The following is a 16,744-nucleotide window of genomic DNA, read 5'->3' as shown; positions in this document are numbered from 1 at the left end:
CCGATCCTGCGTCACCGTGGGTTCCTGAAAGGCGCTCTCGGGTATAGATTGTACGCCGCCCCCACACGGCCCGAAACGGCCTTCTACAGCGACAGCCATGGCTGTCAGGGAATTGGAACATGACCACGCAAACCCATGCCGAACCGGAACGCGAGCTGAAGCCAGCTGTCCTGCGAGGCCTGAAGTCGCGCTGCCCCCATTGCGGCGAGGGAAAGCTCTTTTCGCGCTATCTCAAGGTGCGGGATTGCTGTTCGGCCTGCGGTGAGGAGCTTTACCACCACCGTGCGGACGACGGCCCGGCCTACCTGACCATCCTGATCGTCGCCCATGTCATGGGCTTCGTCATGCATGCCAGCTTCGGCTACCTGAAGGATGATCCGCTGACCCTGGCCCTGCTGCTCTGCGCCATGGCGACGGTGCTCTCGCTGCTGATGCTGCCCCGGATGAAGGGTCTGCTGGTCGGCATCCAGTGGGCCAAGAGGATGCATGGTTTCGGCCGAAAGCCCGCCTGATCCCACCTGGCCCTGGCCGGCAGCACCGGCCAAGGCCATTCGTCTTGCCGGGCGGGAGACCTTTCCCCCCGGAGCGGGCCCTATTCGGGCAACACCACCCCAAAGCTCTGCAGCCGGTCTTTCGAAAGCGCGGGCCAGGCCTCGGCGATGCCGGCCGCCGTCCAGCCGCCGGGCTGGATCAGCGCGCCCAGCTCCTGCGGATGGGACCAGATCGACAGCCGGTCGCCGCCTATCCCCAGGCACTGGCCGGTGATGGCGCGGGCGGCGGGCGAGGCCAGGAAGGCCACCAGCGGCGCGATATCCTCTGGCGTGCCGATGCCCTGCTCTGCCCGAAGGTGATCCGGCAGGGGCTCTCCCTGACGGAGCTTCTCGACGTAGCCCGCCAGCGCGGGCATGGTCTCGGTCATCCGGGTCAGGGCCGTGGGGATGATCGCATTGACCGCGACCCCGGCACGCTGCAACTCGACCGCCCAGGTGCGCGCCATGCCGACGATCCCGGCCTTGGCCGCCGAATAGGCCGACTGGCCGAAGTTGCCCAGCTGGCCGGCCGGCGAGCCCACGCAGATGATCGCGCCCCCCTCCCCGGCGGCGCGGAAGTGACGGGCGGCGGCGCGGCCGCATTGGAAGGTGCCCCGAAGGTGGGTGCGCAGGACCAGGTCGAAGGCCTCGTCCTCGGTCTTCCACAGCACGCTGTCGCGCAGCACCCCGGCATTGGCACAAAGCACGTCGAAGCGGCCGAAGGCAGCAAGCGCGGCCTCGATGCAGGCCTCGGCACTGCCCTCGGCGCCGATCTCGGCGGCCCGCGCAATGGCCTGGCCGCCGCCGGAGAGGATCTCGTCGCGGACCGCCTCGGCCGGCGCGCTGTCGATGTCGTTGACCACCACCGCGGCCCCGGCGCGGGCGAGATCCAGCGCGATGGCCCGGCCGATGCCGCGACCCGCGCCGGTCACCAGCGCCACCTGGCCTGCCAGCGATACGTTCACTTCACTCACCTCAATACCCCCTGTAGCGCGGCGCGCGTTTTTCTATGAAGGCGCGCGGGCCTTCGCGCGCGTCCTCGGTCTCCATGACGATGGCCTTGGCGCGGTCTTCCAGGGCATAGCCCTCGTCCAGGGGGCGGCCCATGGCCTCGGTCACCGTCTTCTTGATCTGCTGCACCGAGACAGGCGCGGCGGAGGCGATCCGTGCGGCCATCTCGCGGGCCGCCTGCATCAGCTCTTCCGGCGGCACGATGCGGTTGATCAGCCCGTGCCGCAGGGCGGTCTCGGCGGGCATGGGCACATTGGCCACCATCATCTCCATCGCCGCCGCATAGGGGATCTGGCGCGGCAACCGGGCCAGCGCCCCGGCGAAGGGGATCACGCCGCGCGCCGCCTCCGGCAGGGCGAAGCTGGCCCCCGGCACGGCGATGCGGATGTCGGTGGCCAGCAGGATCTCCATGCCGCCGGCCATGCAGGGGCCGTTCACCGCCGCAACGATGGGCTTGGTCATCTCGAAGCCGCGCAGGGCGGTGCGCGCATGGACGCTCTCGTCGCCAAGGAAGCGGTGATCCCACTCGGTCTCGGGAGCCCGCGCCCCAGAGAGCAGCGGCAGCGACAGCGCCAGGTCACCGCCGGAGCAGAAGGCCTTGTCGCCCGCGCCGGTCAGGATGACGACGCGGATCGCGTCATCCTCGGCGATCTCGCCCATGGCGTCGGCCAGCCGGCAGGCGACCTCGGGGCTGATGGCATTGCGCCGCTCGGGGCGGTTGAAGGTCAGCGTGGCGACATGGCCGTCGCGTTCAAAGAGGAAGGGGCTGGTCATCGGCGCACCGGAACCAGGGCGCCCGAAGCCACGAGCTTCGCGGCCTCCTCGCGCAGGGCGAACTTCTGCACCTTGCCATTGGCGGTCAGCGGCAGGGCGTCCATGGCCTGGATGTACTTCGGCATCTTGTGGCGCGCCATGCGGGTCCGGCAGAAGGCCTGCAGCCCCTGCGGGTCGAGCTCCGCCCCCGGTGCGGGCATCACGAAGGCACAGATCTCTTCACCCAGATCGGGGTCGGGCACGCCGACCACCTGGGCCTGGCTCACGGTTTCATGGTCCAAGAGGCACTCCTCGATTTCGACCGGATAGACGTTCTCGCCGCCCCGGATGATCATGTCCTTCAGGCGACCGACGATCTTCAGGTGCCCGGTCTGCGCCAGTTCGGCCAGGTCGCCCGAGTGCAGCCAGCCGCCCGCGTCGATGGTCTCGGCGGTCTTCTCGGGCATGTCGAAATAGCCCGCCATGGTGTTGTAACCGCGAATGCAGAGCTCTCCGCTTTCGCCCCAGGCACAAAGGTCGCCGGTCTCGGGATTGACGATGCGGATCTCGGTGCGCGGCAGCGGCGTGCCGGCGGTGGCGAGCTGCTCCTCGAAGCTGTCGGCCGGGCTGGTGAGGGTGATCACCGGGCTGCATTCGGTCATCCCCATGAGGATCAGGGGATCGCCGCCGGTCCTCTCCTTCATCTGCCGCATCAGGCTGGGGGCAATATTGGTGCCGCCGGTGAAGGCCTTGCGCAGGGTGCGGGTGCGGTAGCTGGTGAAGTCGGGATGCTCAAGCATCCGGGTCATCATGGTGGGCACGGCATTCAGCACCGTCGGCGCATGGCTGTCCCAGAGCTGCAGCATCCGCGTCGCCTCGAAGCTGTCCATGGTGACCAGGTGGCCGCCGACGACGAGCATGGTCATCACGTTGCAGACGCAACCGGCGGTATGGAAGAGCGGCATCGCCGAGAGCAGCACATCGGTGGGGCCGAAATCGCCCCGGTCGGCGGTCAGCCGCGCGTTGTTGACGGTCGAGCGATGGGTCAGCATCGCGCCCTTGGGCTTGCCCGTGGTGCCCGAGGTATACTGGATCTGGCAGACGTCGCGGCTTTGCACCTCGGCCTGGCGGGCCGCGAGCGCCTCTGGCGTCACCGCCCCTGCGCCCTCGCGCATCGCCTCGAAGCCCATGGCAAAGCCCGGCGCCTCGCCCAGACCGATGAGCAGCTCGAGCCCCGGCAGCTCTGCGCCCCCCTTGCGGCGGCCGCCGGTGAGGCCATCCAGATCGGGCATCAGCTGCGCCAGCGAGGCCGCGATATCATTGGAGCGGAAGCTCGGGCTGAAGATCAGCGCGCGGGCCCGGCTCTGGCCCAGCACATAGGCAAGCTCATCGCGCAGGAGCGCCGGGTTGACCGTGACCAGCACCGCGCCCACCTTGGCCAGCGCATATTCCAGCAGCACCCAGGCGGCACAGTTCTGCGCCATGACCGCCACGTGGTCCCCCCTGGCAATGCCCAGGGCCATCAGCCCGCGCGCCACCTCGTCCACCTCGGCGCGCAATTCGGCATAGCTCCAGGCTGCGCCCCCCGCCCCGGCATCCTCGTCGATGGTCACCGCCGGGCGATCACCAAAGGTCGCCGCCTGGCAATCCAGCATGTCGCCGAGCGTCACGTCCAGGATCTCTGGTCCGGTCTCGTCGGGTTTCCACCAGGCTCGGGTGTCCATTTCGGTCGTCATCTTCAGGTCTCCTCCTCGGTGCCCCGCCTCCACCAGCGTCAGGTCGCTGGACAGGTCACGAAAGGGATGCTATCGAATAGTTCGACATCAATCAATCTGACATCGAACAATAGGCAGGACATGAGCGACGATCTCGACATCTCGACCGCCCGCAGCGCCGCAGAGAGCCCCGATGCCCTTCTGCCGCTTGGCTCCGAGCTGCAGCATTCGCTCAACTTCCAGATCCGCATGGCGCAGATCCTGTCCTACCGGCAGTTCGAGAAGAAGCAGCCGGGCTACGGCGGCGCCGCGCGCTTCCTTGGCCTGCTGTCGATCATCAAGAACAACCCCGGCGCCCCGCAGCATCGGCTGGCCGAGGCCGTCGGGCTGCAGCGCTCCAGCGTCGTGCCGATTCTCGACCGAATGGAGAGCGAAGGCATCGTGGAGCGCCGCGACGTCGAGGGGGACCGCCGCGCAAAGGCGGTCTACCTGACCGGCAAGGGCGACCAGGTCGTCGCCGAGCTCAGCGACTCTGCCCTGCAGATGGAGCGCTACATGACCGCCGGTCTCAGCCCGGAGCAGATCCGGGTCATGGTCGAGGGCCTGTCCCAGATCGTGGAGAACCTGCGAAAGCTCTGACAGAAAACCTCCGATCCGCGTGGAGGAGATGCGGGCCGGATTTCAGACGCCGCCAGGAGCGGCGCACACTCTAGGGAGGACTACATGAAGAAGTTTATGCTCGCCGCGGCTGCCACCACGGCCCTGACCGCTCCGCTGGGTGCCAGCGCGCAGGAGGTCTCGCTGGCCTTCTCGCATTGGCTGCCGCCGGTGCATGCGCTGCAATCCACCGGCTTCGAGCCCTGGATCGAGTCGATCTCCGAGGCCTCCGAAGGCCGCATCGGCATCGACCTCTACCCGGCGCAACAGCTGGGGGCCGCGCCCGATCACTACGACATGGCGCGTGACGGCATCGCCGATATCACCTTCATCAACCCCGGCTACCAGGCCGGCCGTTTCCCGATCATCGCCGCCGCCGAGCTGCCCTTCCTGGTCTCCAATGCGACCACGGCCAGCAAGGCGCTGCACGAATGGTACATGGACTACGCCGAGCAGGAGATGCCCGAGGTCAAGGTCTGCCTCGTCCACCTGCATGATCCGGGCATGTTCCACGGCACCGCGGGCCCGCTGGCCGCGCCCTCCGATCTCGAAGGCAAGAACGTCCGCCCGCCGCAGGGCACCATCGCCAAGATGATCGCCACCGCCGGCGGCAGCACCGTGCAGGTCCCCGTGCCCGAAATGCGCGAGATCCTGTCCTCGGGCGGCGCCGACATCACCTCCTCGCCCTGGAACTCGCTGATCCTCTTTGGGGTTGATGATGTTGTCACCCACCACCTCGACCTGCCGCTCTACTCGGTCGCCTTCGTCTACGCGATCAACAAGGGCGTCTACGAGGGGCTCTCGGACGAGAACCGCGCCGTGATCGACGATCACTGCACCCCCGAGTGGTCGCAGAAGATCGCCACCGGCTGGGCCGATGTGGAAAGCGGCAGCCGCGCCGATTTCGCCGCCCGCGAAGACCACACCTTCTACACCCCGGACGAGGCGCAGATGGCCGAGTGGATGTCCCTGTCGGACACCATCCGCGCCGGTTGGGCCGAGGATGCGGCGAAGGCCGGTCTTGAAGATCCGCAGGCCGCCCTGCAGGACCTCGTTGACGGTCTGACCGAGGCCGGCGGCGCCTTCGGCCAGTAAGCCAGCCCCGCTACAGGCACCGGGCTCCGGGGGCACGCGCCTCCGGAGCCCCCCTTCCCTTCCGAGCACACCGGAGGTCGCCTTGCGCGCCATCAATCTCTTCATTCGCGGGATCGAGGTCGTTTCGGCCCTCCTGCTGGGGGCGGTCATGCTGCTGATCGTGGCCTCGACCCTGGGGCGCTACGCCTTCGCGGCGCCCATTCCCGACAGTTTCGACATTGCCCGCCTGCTGGTCGGCGCCTGCCTCTTCTGGGGCTTCGCGGTGATCGGCTTTCGTGGCGGCCATATCCAGGTCGACCTGCTGGTCGATGCCACCGGCCCGCGCCTGCGCCGGGTGATCAACAGCTTCGCCTGGGCGGTGCTGCTGCTCTTTGCCGGGCTGCTGGTCTGGAAGGTGCTGGGCGCGACGCTCTCGGCCATGCGCTCGAACCAGCTGACCTACGATCTCAGAATTCCCATCTGGCCCTTCTACGGGCTGATCTGGCTGGGCATGCTGGCCAGCCTCTTCACCATCGCGATCAAGCTCTGGCGCATTGTCAGCGGCCGGGATCATCTGACCTCTGCCGAAGCGCAGGAGATCGAGGACGTGACCCATGACACTCGCTGACCTCACGGCCATTGGCGGCTTCGTCGCGCTCTTCGCCCTGCTGCTGGTGCGGGTGCCGATCGGCGTGGCCCTGGGCCTGGTGGGCCTGGGCGGCTTCGCCATGATCCGCGGTACGGGCCCGGCCCTGAACCTGCTGGCCTCGGCACCGGTGCGCACGGTGACCGACTTCAACCTGACCCTGGTGCCCTTCTTCATCCTGATGGGGATCCTGGCCACCAACTCAGGGATGAGCCGCGAGATGTTCCGCGCCGCCAACGCCTGGTTCGGACAGTTCCGCGGCGGCCTGGCGCTGTCGACCGTGGCGGCCTGCGGCGGCTTCTCGGCGATCTGCGGCAGCTCGGTGGCCACCGCCGCCACCATGACCAAGGTCGCCCTGCCCGAGATGCGCCGCCATGGCTACCGCGAAGACGTGGCCACGGGCGTCATCGCCGCCGGCGGCACCCTTGGCTCGATGATCCCGCCCTCGGTGATCCTGGTGATCTATGCCTACATCACCGAGAACGACGTGGGGCAGCTCTTCATCGCCGGGGTGATCCCCGGACTGATCGCGGTGCTGCTCTACATGGCGACGATCCTCACCATGCACCGCCGCGGCCTGCCCGAAGGCACCCCCTTCAGCTGGCGCGAGGCGATGACGGCCCTGGCACCGATCTGGGCCGTCAGCCTGCTCTTCATTGCGGTCATCGGCGTGATCTACACCGGCATCGCCACCCCCACCGAGGCCGCCGCCGTCGGCGCCTTCGTCACCCTGGTGATCGGCGTGGCCCGAGGCAGGCTCAGCGCCCGCGTCATCCTCGACAGCCTGGTCGAGGCGCTGCGCACCTCGGTCTCGGTCTACACGGTGCTGATCGGAGCGGTTCTCTTCGGCTACTTCCTGGCCATCACCCGCGCCCCGCAGAAGCTGACCGACTGGCTGGTCGGGCTGGACTTCTCGGCCTATGGCACGCTCGGGCTGATCCTGGTGGCCTTCATCCTGGCGGGCTGCATCCTGGACACCATGGCGATGATCCTGCTGCTGGTGCCCATCGTCTACCCGGTGGTGATCTCGCTCGGCTTCGACCCGATCTGGTTCGGCATCATCGTGGTGATGGTGGCAGAGCTGGGCATGATCTCTCCGCCGGTGGGGATCAATGTCTTCGTCATAAACACCATCGCCAGGGACGTGAAACTGACGACGATCTTCCGCGGAGTGATACCCTTCATCTTCACCGACCTGCTCAGGCTGGCGCTGCTGATCGCCTTCCCCGCGCTGGTGCTCTGGCTGCCGAGCACCATGTAAGCCTCCGACCGCGCCGCCTTGCCGTGGCGCGGTCCCCCGGCCTAGCGCGCCCTGCCGGGGCGCGCAATGAAGGCCCCGATCAGCACCAGCGGACCCGCGACGACGAAGGCCAGCCCAGGCACTTCGGCGAAGAAGGCGAAACCCAGGATCACCGCCCAGAGCACCGAGAGATACTCGAAAGGCGCCAGCGCCGAGGCATCCGCATGGGCAAACGAGAGCGTCATCAGGATATGGGCCAGCCCGCCGGCAAGACCCGTGGCGATCAGCAGGGCCAGGCCCGAGGGCCCCGGCCAGCTCCAGCCCCAGGGCAGCGTCGCCAGCCCGCCCAGGGCCGAGACCACGGCGAACCAGAAGGCAATGGCCCCCGCCCCCTCGCCCAGCATGGTCAGGCGGCGCACCTGCAGAAGCGCTCCGGCGGTCAGCACGGCGGTGACCAGACCCAGCACCACCCCCAGGCCGCCCGCATCGGGCAGCACACCGGCAAAGGCCGGCAGGCAGAAGGCCGCCGCCCCGGCCAGGCCAAGCGCCACGCCGGCGATCCGGCGCGCCGTCAGCTGCTCTCCCAGCAGGGCCCAGGCCAGCAGCGCCAGCACCACCGGCGCGAGGTAGGACAGCATCGTCGCCTCGGCCAGAGGCAGCAGCCGGATCGTCGCGAAGGAGGTGAACATAGCCGCCGCCCCCATCAGGCAGCGCCCGATATGGCCCAACGGGCGCGAGGTCCTCAGCCCGCCCGGCCAATCGCCGCGCCAGTACAGGTAGGCCACGAGCGGCAGCAGCGCCACCGCAGAGCGGAAGAAGACCACCTGGCCAAGCGGCACGCTGTCGCCAAGCGCCTTGATGCAGACCCCCATCAGGGCAAAGGCCAGGGTCGACAGGATACGCAGGATGACCCCCAGCCTTTCATTCGAGACCGGGCGGGAGGCGGAGTTGAGCGGTGCCCTCATGGCATGACATCCTGGACAGGGAAGAGAGAGGAAGGGCCCCGCGCCGGGACCCCGAAGGCGCGCCGGGTCATCCGGCAGGCGCGCCCGGTCATTCCGCGGTGAAGCGGATATGCGGGCGGCCCGCATCTGCCGAGGCGTCGATATGCGCCGAGACCCGGAAGACATCGCGCAGCAGATCCGGCGTCAGCACCTCTTCGGGCGTGCCGCAGGCACAGACAGAGCCGCCCTGCAGCACCACGATCCGGTCACAGTACATGGCCGCGAGGTTGAGGTCATGCAGGGCGACGATGCTGGTCAGATCGAGGTCGCGCACCATGCGCAGGATCTCGATCTGGTGGTGGATATCGAGGTGGTTGGTCGGCTCGTCGAGAAACATCACCTGCGGCGCCTGTGCCAGGGCACGGGCGATATGCACCCGCTGACGCTCTCCGCCTGACAGGGTCTGCCAGGCCTGCCTGCGGCGCGAGGTCATGCCGACGCGTTCGAGCGCCTCGGTGACGGCGGACTCGTCGGTCTCGGACCAGCCCGCGAGGGCGGAGCGGTGCGGTGTCCGGCCAAGCCGCACCACGTCGGCCACGGTGACATTGGTGTCGGTGGCCGCGCTCTGCTGGACGAAGGCCACCTCGCGCGACAGCGCCTTGCGCGGCACCTGGCCGATGTCGCGGCCGTTGATCTCGACCTGTCCGGTGGCCGGACGGCGCAGCCCCGCCAGAAGGCGCAACAGCGACGACTTGCCCGATCCGTTGGGCCCGATCAGGCCAAGGGTCTCTCCGGGTGCGACGGTCAGCGAGACATCGGACACGATGGTCTTGCGCCGCACGCCCCAGCTCAGGTTCCGGGCAATCACGCTCATGTCTGCGGCCTCGCACGGTAGAGGATGATGGCGAAGAAGGGCACGCCGACCAACGCGGTGACGACCCCGATGGGCACGGTCTGCTGGGTGGCGATGACCCGAGAGACGATATCGGCCACCACCATGAAGACCGCGCCGACCACGGCGCAGGCTGGCAGCAGGCGCAGGTGCAGCGGGCCCACCACGTAGCGCGCCGCATGGGGCACGACGAGGCCGACGAAACCGATGGCGCCGACCATGCTGACGATGGTCGCGGTCAGCAGCGCGGTCACGCCGAAGAGCACCAGGCGGATACGCCCCACGGGCACGCCGAGCGAGGCCGCGTCCTCGTCCCCGAAGGTGAAGGCGTCGAGCGAGCGCGCCATCCAGATGCAGACCGCGAGGCAGGCGAAGACCACCACCAGCAGCAGCTGGAAGTCCGGCCAGCGCACGCCGCCGAAGCTGCCCAGAAGCCAGAACATTACGTCCCGCGCCTGCTGCGCATTGCCCGAGGTGGTGACGATATAGGAGGTCAGCGCGTTGAAGAGCTGCGAGGCCGCCACCCCGGCCAGGATGGTGTGGTTCGGCCCGCTCGTCGCGCCATTGGACAGCATCGCCACCAGGGCGAAGGCGGCGAAGGCCCCGGCAAAGGCGCCAAGAGACAGCGACAGCCCGCCAGCGCCAATGCCCAGCACGATCACGCAGACCGCCCCGGTCGAGGCCCCGGCAGAGACGCCCAGCACGAAGGGTTCGGCCAGCGCATTGCGCAGCAGCGCCTGAAGGATCGCCCCGCAGATCGCCAGGCCCGCCCCCGCCAGCGCCGCCACCAGTGCCCGGCTCAGGCGCAGGTTCCAGACCACGCTCTGCTCGATGGGTGCGATCTCGGCCCCGGTCAGCCCCAGCTCGTTGGTGACCGACAGGAAGACGGTGCGCAGGCCAATGTTGTAATCGCCAATCGCCGTCGCGGCGGCGACGGCGAGGGTCAGGACGATCCCGGAAAGGCAGAGGAAGAGGGCGAGCCGTCCGGCTCCGCCCTCTGTTCGATCAGAGCCCATCACTTGAGGTCGAGGGCCTTGAGTTGCTCGGCCACCTGCTCGGCACCGTAGAGCGTGCGGATGCTGGGGTTCATGGCGGCACCGCTCATGACCACGATCCGGCCTTCGCGCACGGCCTCCATCTGGCTGACGGTGGGATCGGATTCCAGGAAGGCGATCTTGTTCTCGGCGGTGTCCAGGTCCCAGCGGTTGCGGTCGACCTGGGCGGCAACGAAGACGGTGGGATCAGCGGCCATGATGCCTTCCCAGCCGAGGGCGGGCCAGTCGGCCTCGGTCGTGATGGCGTTGGAGCCGCCGAGGATATCCGCGATATAGCCCGAGGGGCCGTTGCCACCACCGAGATAGGCATCGTCGGCGGGCGAGGCGCTGGAGAACCAGAACAGGAAGGTCAGGTCCTCGTTGTCGGCGAATTCGGCGCGCAGGGCGGCCTCACGGGCCTTGAAATCCGCGATCAGCGCGTCGCCGCGCTCGGTGACGTCGAAGATCTGCGCCATGTCCTCGATCTCCTTGTAGAGCAGGTCCATGCTCCACAGTTTATCGCGCGAGCCGTAGGCGTCGCTGCCGTCCAGCGTGGTCGAACATGCGCTCGGCGAGAGGTAGGAGGGAACGCCCAGGTCGGCCAGGTCAGAGCGCTTGGCGACCTTGCTGTCGGGGCCAAGCAGCGTGGTCAGCATCGCTGCCACGAAGTCGGGCTGCTTCGACAGCACCGCTTCCAGGGTGGGGAATTCCACCGTCAGCAGCTCGACGCCCTCGTTGGCCTCGGCCAGTTCGGGCAGCACCCGGTTGGGCCAGAAGGCCGTTGCCGCCATCCGGTCCTCGAGCCCCAGGAGCAGCATGATCTCGGCGCTGTTCTGGCCCAGGGCCACGGCGCGCTGCGGCGCGGCCTCGAAGGTCACGCTCTGGCCGCAGTTCTCGATGGTCAGCGGATAGTCGGTCTGGGCCTGTGCGCCAGCGGCCGAAAGGGCCAGCGCGGCGGCTGCAAATGCCATGGTCGAGGTGTTGGACATGGTGGAATCTCATTGTTGAGTAGTTCTGTCGGATACCGCCTACAGGTATCCACAGGGGGTTTCAAGGGATGTTCTTGGCCCCGACTTCCGGGCAGAAAGAGGACCTCGGGTTCGCCTTCCACTGGCGGTTGTGTACCCGGCCGGGCGGTCTGCATTGGAGCCGGAGGCGCCCGCCCTGCCCGCTTTCGGGCCGCGGCCGGCAGATATGCGGCAATCCTCCGCTAGGGCAGGCTCGCGCCGCCCGCGCCGGACCGATCTCCTTGACTTGGCGGGGCGAAAGCCTTTGTTACCAGTCATGACTGACCTATCGACCCAATCGCTGGATGAGCTGAGCCTCGACGAGGCCGCCCGCCCCAAAGCCCCGCCCGTGCCCGAGGCCACCGACATGCATCGTCGCCAGGGCAGCCAACTGGCCGCGATCCACCGTCACTACCTGATGGAAATCGCCCAGATCGCCGCGGTGCTGACGCGGATCGAGGCGGGCGACACGCCGCCCGATCATCTGAAGCGTATCGTGCTCTCGCTCGACATGGCCGAGAATTTCCGCGCCTTCGGCTCGCTTTGCGGGCGCGAATGCCAGGTGCTGAAGTTCCACCACGACATCGAGGGCGCCGACATGTTCCCCCGGATCGAGGCGGCCGGCGGCGGCATGTTCCGCCAGGTGGTGGCCAAGCTGCAATCCGAACATGAGGTCGTGCACGAGCTGATCATTCGCCTCGCCCGCGCCGCAGAGGCCCTGTCGCAGGACCCCAGTGACGAGAATTTCGCCCATGCCGGGGCCACCTTCCGCAAGCTGGAAGAGGTCGTGCGCTCTCATTTCGGCTACGAGGAAACCGAGCTGGCAGAGGCCATCGGCTATTACCTCGGGGCAATCTGATCCCTCGCGGCGATCCGGCAGCGCGACCGTGATCGCGCGCCTGGCAGGCATGAAAAAAGGCGGCGCCCCGGGGGCACCGCCTTTTTCTTTGCGCAGAGCTTAGGCCTCGGGCCTCAGCCCTCCATCACGTCGTCGCTGTCGTCCTTGAGCGCGGCACCGAAATCCAGGCCATGGGCGGCGCGGATCTTGTCCTCGACCTCGTAGGCGATATCGGGGTTCTCCTTCAGGAAGGTCTTGGCGTTCTCACGCCCCTGCCCGATCCGCTCGTCGCCGTAGCTGTACCAGCTGCCCGATTTCTCGACCACGCCAGCCTTGACGCCCATGTCGATCAGCTCGCCCATCTTCGAGATGCCCTCGCCGTACATGATGTCGAACTCGACCTGCTTGAAGGGCGGGGCCACCTTGTTTTTCACCACCTTGACGCGGGTCGAGTTGCCGACCACCTCGTCGCGGTCCTTGATCGAACCGATGCGGCGGATGTCGAGACGCACGGAGCTGTAGAACTTCAGCGCGTTGCCGCCGGTGGTGGTTTCGGGGCTGCCGAACATCACGCCGATCTTCATGCGGATCTGGTTGATGAAGATCACGGTGCACTTGGTGCGCGAGATCGAGCCGGTCAGCTTGCGCATGGCCTGGGACATCAGGCGGGCATGGACACCGACAGAGCTGTCGCCCATGTCGCCTTCCAGTTCCGACTTCGGCGTCAGCGCCGCGACCGAGTCGACGATGACCATCGACACCGCCCCCGAACGCACCAGCGTATCGGTGATCTCGAGCGCCTGTTCGCCGGTGTCGGGCTGCGAAATCAGCAGCTCGTCCAGGTCGACGCCCAGCTTGCGGGCATATTGCGGGTCAAGCGCATGTTCGGCGTCAACGAAGGCGCAGACGCCGCCCTTCTTCTGCTCTTCGGCCACGCAATGCAGCGTCAGCGTCGTCTTGCCCGAGCTCTCGGGGCCATAGATCTCGACGATCCGCCCCTTGGGCACACCGCCGATGCCGAGCGCGATATCAAGGCCGAGCGAGCCGGTCGATGTCGCCTCGATCTCCTGGATGGCATCCTTGCCCCCCAGCTTCATGATAGAGCCCTTGCCGAACTGACGTTCGATCTGCGACAGCGCCGAATCCAGCGCCTTCTGCTTGTTGGGGTCTTTCTTGCCGTTCATGGAAAGTAGATCTGCCGTTGCCATTGTTTGCACCCTTATTTCACACCCCGGAAGGGGCGGCAATCTCTGCCGATGTTCGCCTCTTGTTCCCAAAGGTATGGGGGCAAAAGTAGAACATTTCAATAAATTTCTTCGCAGCGCGACTTTGCGACGACGGGGTTAAAGAGTAGTTTACGGCGAAGAAACGCGGCTAAGGGGACGGGAATGCTGGTATTTTCCAAGGCGCGGCTGGTGTTCCTGTCGGTGCCCAAGACCGGAACCACCGCCTACGAATCCGCTCTGGCGCCGCTGGCGGACATCCATGTGGCCAATCCGCCCGAGCTGAAACATGCGCCGGTCTATCGCTACAACCGCTTTTTCCGCCCGATGATCGACAAGTTCATCAGCGACGAGATGGAGATTCTCGCCGTTGTGAGAGAGCCCATCTCCTGGCTCGGGTCCTGGTATCGTTTCCGCCAGCGGCCCTTCATGCAGGGCAAGCCGAACGCCACCCATGGCATCAGCTTCGACAGTTTCGTCGAGGCCTATTGCAAGGGCAAGCGGCCGGGGTTCGCCAATGTCGGCAGCCAGGCCAAGTTCCTGGAACCGGCGGGCAATGGCACCTGCGCCACCAAGCTCTTCCGCTACGAGGATCAGCCCGCCCTGCGCGCCTGGCTGGAGGCACGGCTTGAGGTGAGCATCGAGACCGGACGAGAGAACGTCTCTCCGACGATGGAGCTGACCCTCTCGCCCGAGATCGAGGCCAAGCTGCGCCGCAAATGCGCCGAGGAGTTTGCCCTGTGGGAGGGTATCCCCCGCGCCTGACGGCCGGCCCGGGCACCCCGGCGCATCAGCTCAGACCATCTGGCGCCGCACGGTCTCGGTCAGCTCGGCCAGCGAGAAGGGCTTGGGCAGGAAGATCGAATTCGGGATCTTGTCGGCAAACTCGGCGAAACTGTCCTCGGCATAGCCCGACACGAAGACCACGCGGGTGTCGGGGTGGGTCTTCAGCGCCTCGCGCACCCAGCTGGGACCGTCCATTCCGGGCATGATCACATCGGTGACGAAAACGTCGATCCGCTGTGTCGTACTGTCCAGCACCTCGAGTGCATCTTCGGCGTTCTCGGCCTCGAGCACCGTGTAGCCGCGCAGCCGCAAGGCGCGGCTGGCGAAGGCGCGCACCGGCGCCTCGTCCTCGACCAGCAGCACCACGCCATCGCCGCGCGCGGTGGTCGGCTCGTCGGTCTGCGGCGGCAGCACCTCCGGCTCGGGTTCGGCCTCGGCCGCACGGGCGGGGAAGAGCAGCGTGAAGCAGGTCCCCTGGCCGGGGGTGCTGTCGACGAAGATGAACCCGCCCGATTGCTTGATGATCCCGTAGGCTGTCGAAAGGCCCAGGCCCGTGCCCTCTCCCACCCGCTTGGTGGTGAAGAAGGGCTCGAAGACCTTGGGCAGCTTGTCGGGCGGGATGCCGCAGCCAGTGTCGTCGACGCGGACAGAGACGTAGTCTCCGGGCGCGACCATGGCGCGATCGCGGTGCATCTCTTCCTCGAGGTGCAGCACCTCGGTGGTGACCCGGATCTCGCCGCCCTCGGGCATGGCGTCACGGGCGTTCACCACCAGGTTCATCAGCACCTGTTCCAGTTGGCGCTTGTCGGCGCGGATCTGCGGCAGCACCGGGTCATGGCTGAGCGAAAGCGTCACCTTCTCGCCGACCAGCCGGTTCAGCAGGTGGGTCAGGTCCGAGAGCGTGTCGCGCAGGTCCAGCGGTTCGGGCCTGAGCGTCTGCTTGCGCGAGAAGGCCAGCAGCTGGCCGACCAGCGCGCCGGCGCGATTGGCGTTCTGGTTGATCTGGATGAGGTCGCCGTAATCCGGATCGCCCTGGTCGTGGCGCAGCAGCAGCAGGTCGCAATGGCCGGTGATCGCGGTCAGCAAGTTGTTGAAGTCATGAGCCACACCGCCCGCCAACTGACCGATGGCCTGCATCTTCTGGCTCTGGACGAACTGCGCCTCAAGCGTCTTCAGCTCTGTGGCATCCGAGAGCACGGCGATCAGCGCCACCCGCCCGTCGAAGGGCATCGGCTTCACCGCGACCTGCACGAAGACCTCGATCTCGGAGCGCGACAAGCGCAGGAATTCCGAGCGCGGCTTCGAGGGGCTCTCGACCGGCTGCGAGGCCGCCTCGGCCAACCATTCGCGGATCGAGCGGCCCAGCCCCTCCATCAGGTCGCCTAGCTCGGCCTCCGGGCGGGCGGGGATCGACAGCAGGTGGCAGGCGGCAGCGTTGGCCAGCTCGATCTTGCCTTCGACGGACAGGCGCAGGATCGGCACCGGCAGGGCATCGACCATGGACCAGATCGTGCCGGCCTCTTCGCGCGCCGCCTCGGTGATCTCGGCGTCCATGGGCAGCAGCAGGATCTCACGCCGTCCGGCAGCGCGCGAGATCTCGGTCATGCGACGGTCTTCGGTGCCATCGGCGGTGCGGATCAGCACCCGGCGCTCGGCCCCTTCAGGGCCCTCGATCACCAGGTCGCTCAGCCGCCTGGGGCGGCCGCCGGCAAGCTGTCGCGCCGCCGCGTTCATGTAGAGGATCGCCTCACCGCGCCCCACTGTCAGCACCGGCAGCTGGCCCGCTTCGGCATCCTCGGCCGTCCTGCCCAGCTCCTCGATCCGCCAGAGCGACTGCCCGGCCTCCAGCCGCTGCACGCTCAGCCGCATATGTCCCGTGGGGGTCACCAGGTCCTCGCTGGCCGAGCCATCGCGCTGCAGCGCCACCGTGAGGCGGCGCACCACCGCTTCGGCGGCATTGACCCGGCAGGACAGCGCGGCTTCCAGCGTCTCGGGTGTCTCGCCCGAAAACATGGCGCGCGCGGCACGATTGATAAAAACAAGCTCACCTTCGCCGCCGGCGATCAGGCAGGGGGCCGCGTCGCCCTCGAGCAGTGTCGGCAGATCAGAGACCTCGGCGGGCGCATCGGCGCGCGCTGGAGCCTGCCCCGCGCGGCGCAGGAGCAGCACCAGCGCGCCAAGGCTGAGACCGCTCAGCAGCAGCACCAGCGAGAGCATGGTATCGGGGATCAGCGCCGCTGAGGCGACGAAGAAGAAGGCAAGCACCAGCACCGCCTGCCCGCGCGGTCCAGTCCCCCGCCGGGCCAGATCGAGCTGCCCTTGCTCCGTCCCCGCCTGAGCCAAACCGCCCTCCATCCGCCAAGCTCGTCCCTGCGGCAGTCTGGGCCGCAAGAG

16 protein-coding genes are annotated in these 16,744 nt (G+C 67.6%); 7 read left to right on the top strand and 9 right to left on the bottom strand.

The window, feature by feature from the left end:
* Nucleotides 1-119: 119 nt before the first annotated feature.
* On the top strand, nt 120-512 hold the full coding sequence (locus tag CRO50_RS10910) for a DUF983 domain-containing protein (RefSeq protein ID WP_097145955.1): 393 nt from the start codon (nt 120-122) through the stop codon (nt 510-512).
* An 80-nt stretch (nt 513-592) separates the two neighbouring features.
* Here CRO50_RS10910 and CRO50_RS10905 read toward each other — a convergent pair whose 3' ends face one another.
* From CRO50_RS10905 to CRO50_RS10895, 3 genes are read right to left on the bottom strand one after another with little or no spacing between them, the layout of a single operon-like run.
* Nucleotides 593-1,504: an SDR family NAD(P)-dependent oxidoreductase gene (locus CRO50_RS10905; RefSeq protein ID WP_232617830.1), complete on the bottom strand. Its 912-nt coding sequence runs from the start codon at nt 1,502-1,504 to the stop codon at nt 593-595.
* 1 nt (nt 1,505) lies between these two features.
* The gene (locus tag CRO50_RS10900; protein ID WP_097145954.1) at nt 1,506-2,315 is read right to left on the bottom strand and encodes an enoyl-CoA hydratase/isomerase family protein; all 810 of its coding nucleotides are present in this window, start codon (nt 2,313-2,315) and stop codon (nt 1,506-1,508) included.
* Nucleotides 2,312-4,030 carry an AMP-binding protein gene (locus tag CRO50_RS10895; protein WP_097145953.1) on the bottom strand — a complete coding sequence of 573 codons (1,719 nt, stop codon included), beginning with the start codon at nt 4,028-4,030 and terminating at the stop codon, nt 2,312-2,314. The genes CRO50_RS10900 and CRO50_RS10895 overlap by 4 nt, the downstream gene beginning before the upstream one ends.
* Before the next feature lie 120 nt (nt 4,031-4,150).
* Here CRO50_RS10895 and CRO50_RS10890 point away from each other — a divergent pair, with 120 nt between their 5' ends.
* From CRO50_RS10890 to CRO50_RS10875, 4 genes are all read left to right on the top strand, one after another.
* The gene (locus CRO50_RS10890) at nt 4,151-4,648 is read left to right on the top strand and encodes a MarR family winged helix-turn-helix transcriptional regulator (RefSeq protein ID WP_157791792.1); all 498 of its coding nucleotides are present in this window, start codon (nt 4,151-4,153) and stop codon (nt 4,646-4,648) included.
* 84 nt (nt 4,649-4,732) lie between these two features.
* Nucleotides 4,733-5,761 (top strand): TRAP transporter substrate-binding protein, encoded by a 1,029-nt coding sequence (locus CRO50_RS10885; protein ID WP_097145951.1) that lies wholly within the window; start codon nt 4,733-4,735, stop codon nt 5,759-5,761.
* Nucleotides 5,762-5,843: 82 nt separating this feature from the next.
* On the top strand, nt 5,844-6,368 hold the full coding sequence (locus CRO50_RS10880) for a TRAP transporter small permease (protein WP_097145950.1): 525 nt from the start codon (nt 5,844-5,846) through the stop codon (nt 6,366-6,368).
* Nucleotides 6,355-7,647, top strand: a complete 1,293-nt coding sequence (locus tag CRO50_RS10875; RefSeq protein WP_097145949.1) for a TRAP transporter large permease — start codon at nt 6,355-6,357, stop codon at nt 7,645-7,647. Before CRO50_RS10880 ends, CRO50_RS10875 begins: the two co-directional genes overlap by 14 nt.
* A gap of 41 nt (nt 7,648-7,688) precedes the next feature.
* On the opposite strand, the gene CRO50_RS10870 is transcribed toward CRO50_RS10875, so the two are convergent.
* The 4 genes from CRO50_RS10870 to CRO50_RS10855 form a co-directional block, all read right to left on the bottom strand.
* A complete protein-coding gene (locus tag CRO50_RS10870) occupies nt 7,689-8,591 on the bottom strand; it encodes a DMT family transporter (protein WP_097145948.1) in 903 nt (300 codons plus the stop codon).
* Nucleotides 8,592-8,679: 88 nt separating this feature from the next.
* Nucleotides 8,680-9,444, bottom strand: a complete 765-nt coding sequence (locus tag CRO50_RS10865; RefSeq protein WP_097145947.1) for an ABC transporter ATP-binding protein — start codon at nt 9,442-9,444, stop codon at nt 8,680-8,682.
* Nucleotides 9,441-10,478, bottom strand: a complete 1,038-nt coding sequence (locus CRO50_RS10860) for a FecCD family ABC transporter permease (protein WP_097145946.1) — start codon at nt 10,476-10,478, stop codon at nt 9,441-9,443. Before CRO50_RS10860 ends, CRO50_RS10865 begins: the two co-directional genes overlap by 4 nt.
* A complete protein-coding gene (locus tag CRO50_RS10855) occupies nt 10,478-11,485 on the bottom strand; it encodes an ABC transporter substrate-binding protein (protein WP_097145945.1) in 1,008 nt (335 codons plus the stop codon). The genes CRO50_RS10860 and CRO50_RS10855 overlap by 1 nt, the downstream gene beginning before the upstream one ends.
* Before the next feature lie 295 nt (nt 11,486-11,780).
* Between CRO50_RS10855 and CRO50_RS10850 the strand changes: the two genes are divergently transcribed.
* Nucleotides 11,781-12,362: a hemerythrin domain-containing protein gene (locus CRO50_RS10850; RefSeq protein ID WP_157791794.1), complete on the top strand. Its 582-nt coding sequence runs from the start codon at nt 11,781-11,783 to the stop codon at nt 12,360-12,362.
* Nucleotides 12,363-12,475: 113 nt separating this feature from the next.
* Here CRO50_RS10850 and recA read toward each other — a convergent pair whose 3' ends face one another.
* A complete protein-coding gene (gene recA, locus CRO50_RS10845) occupies nt 12,476-13,549 on the bottom strand; it encodes a recombinase RecA (RefSeq protein ID WP_097145943.1) in 1,074 nt (357 codons plus the stop codon).
* Nucleotides 13,550-13,729: 180 nt separating this feature from the next.
* On the opposite strand from recA, the gene CRO50_RS10840 reads away from it, so the two are divergent.
* On the top strand, nt 13,730-14,329 hold the full coding sequence (locus tag CRO50_RS10840) for a sulfotransferase family 2 domain-containing protein (RefSeq protein ID WP_097145942.1): 600 nt from the start codon (nt 13,730-13,732) through the stop codon (nt 14,327-14,329).
* A gap of 30 nt (nt 14,330-14,359) precedes the next feature.
* On the opposite strand, the gene CRO50_RS10835 is transcribed toward CRO50_RS10840, so the two are convergent.
* Complete coding sequence (locus CRO50_RS10835) at nt 14,360-16,705, bottom strand: hybrid sensor histidine kinase/response regulator (protein ID WP_416061098.1); 2,346 nt, start codon at nt 16,703-16,705, stop codon at nt 14,360-14,362.
* Nucleotides 16,706-16,744 lie beyond the last annotated feature (39 nt).

Source organism: Pseudooceanicola antarcticus (assembly GCF_900215355.1).
Taxonomy (GTDB): Bacteria; Pseudomonadota; Alphaproteobacteria; order Rhodobacterales; family Rhodobacteraceae; genus Pseudooceanicola; species Pseudooceanicola antarcticus.
Note: the sequence above shows the minus strand (reverse complement) of the source record. Positions and strands in the feature narration are given on the sequence as shown.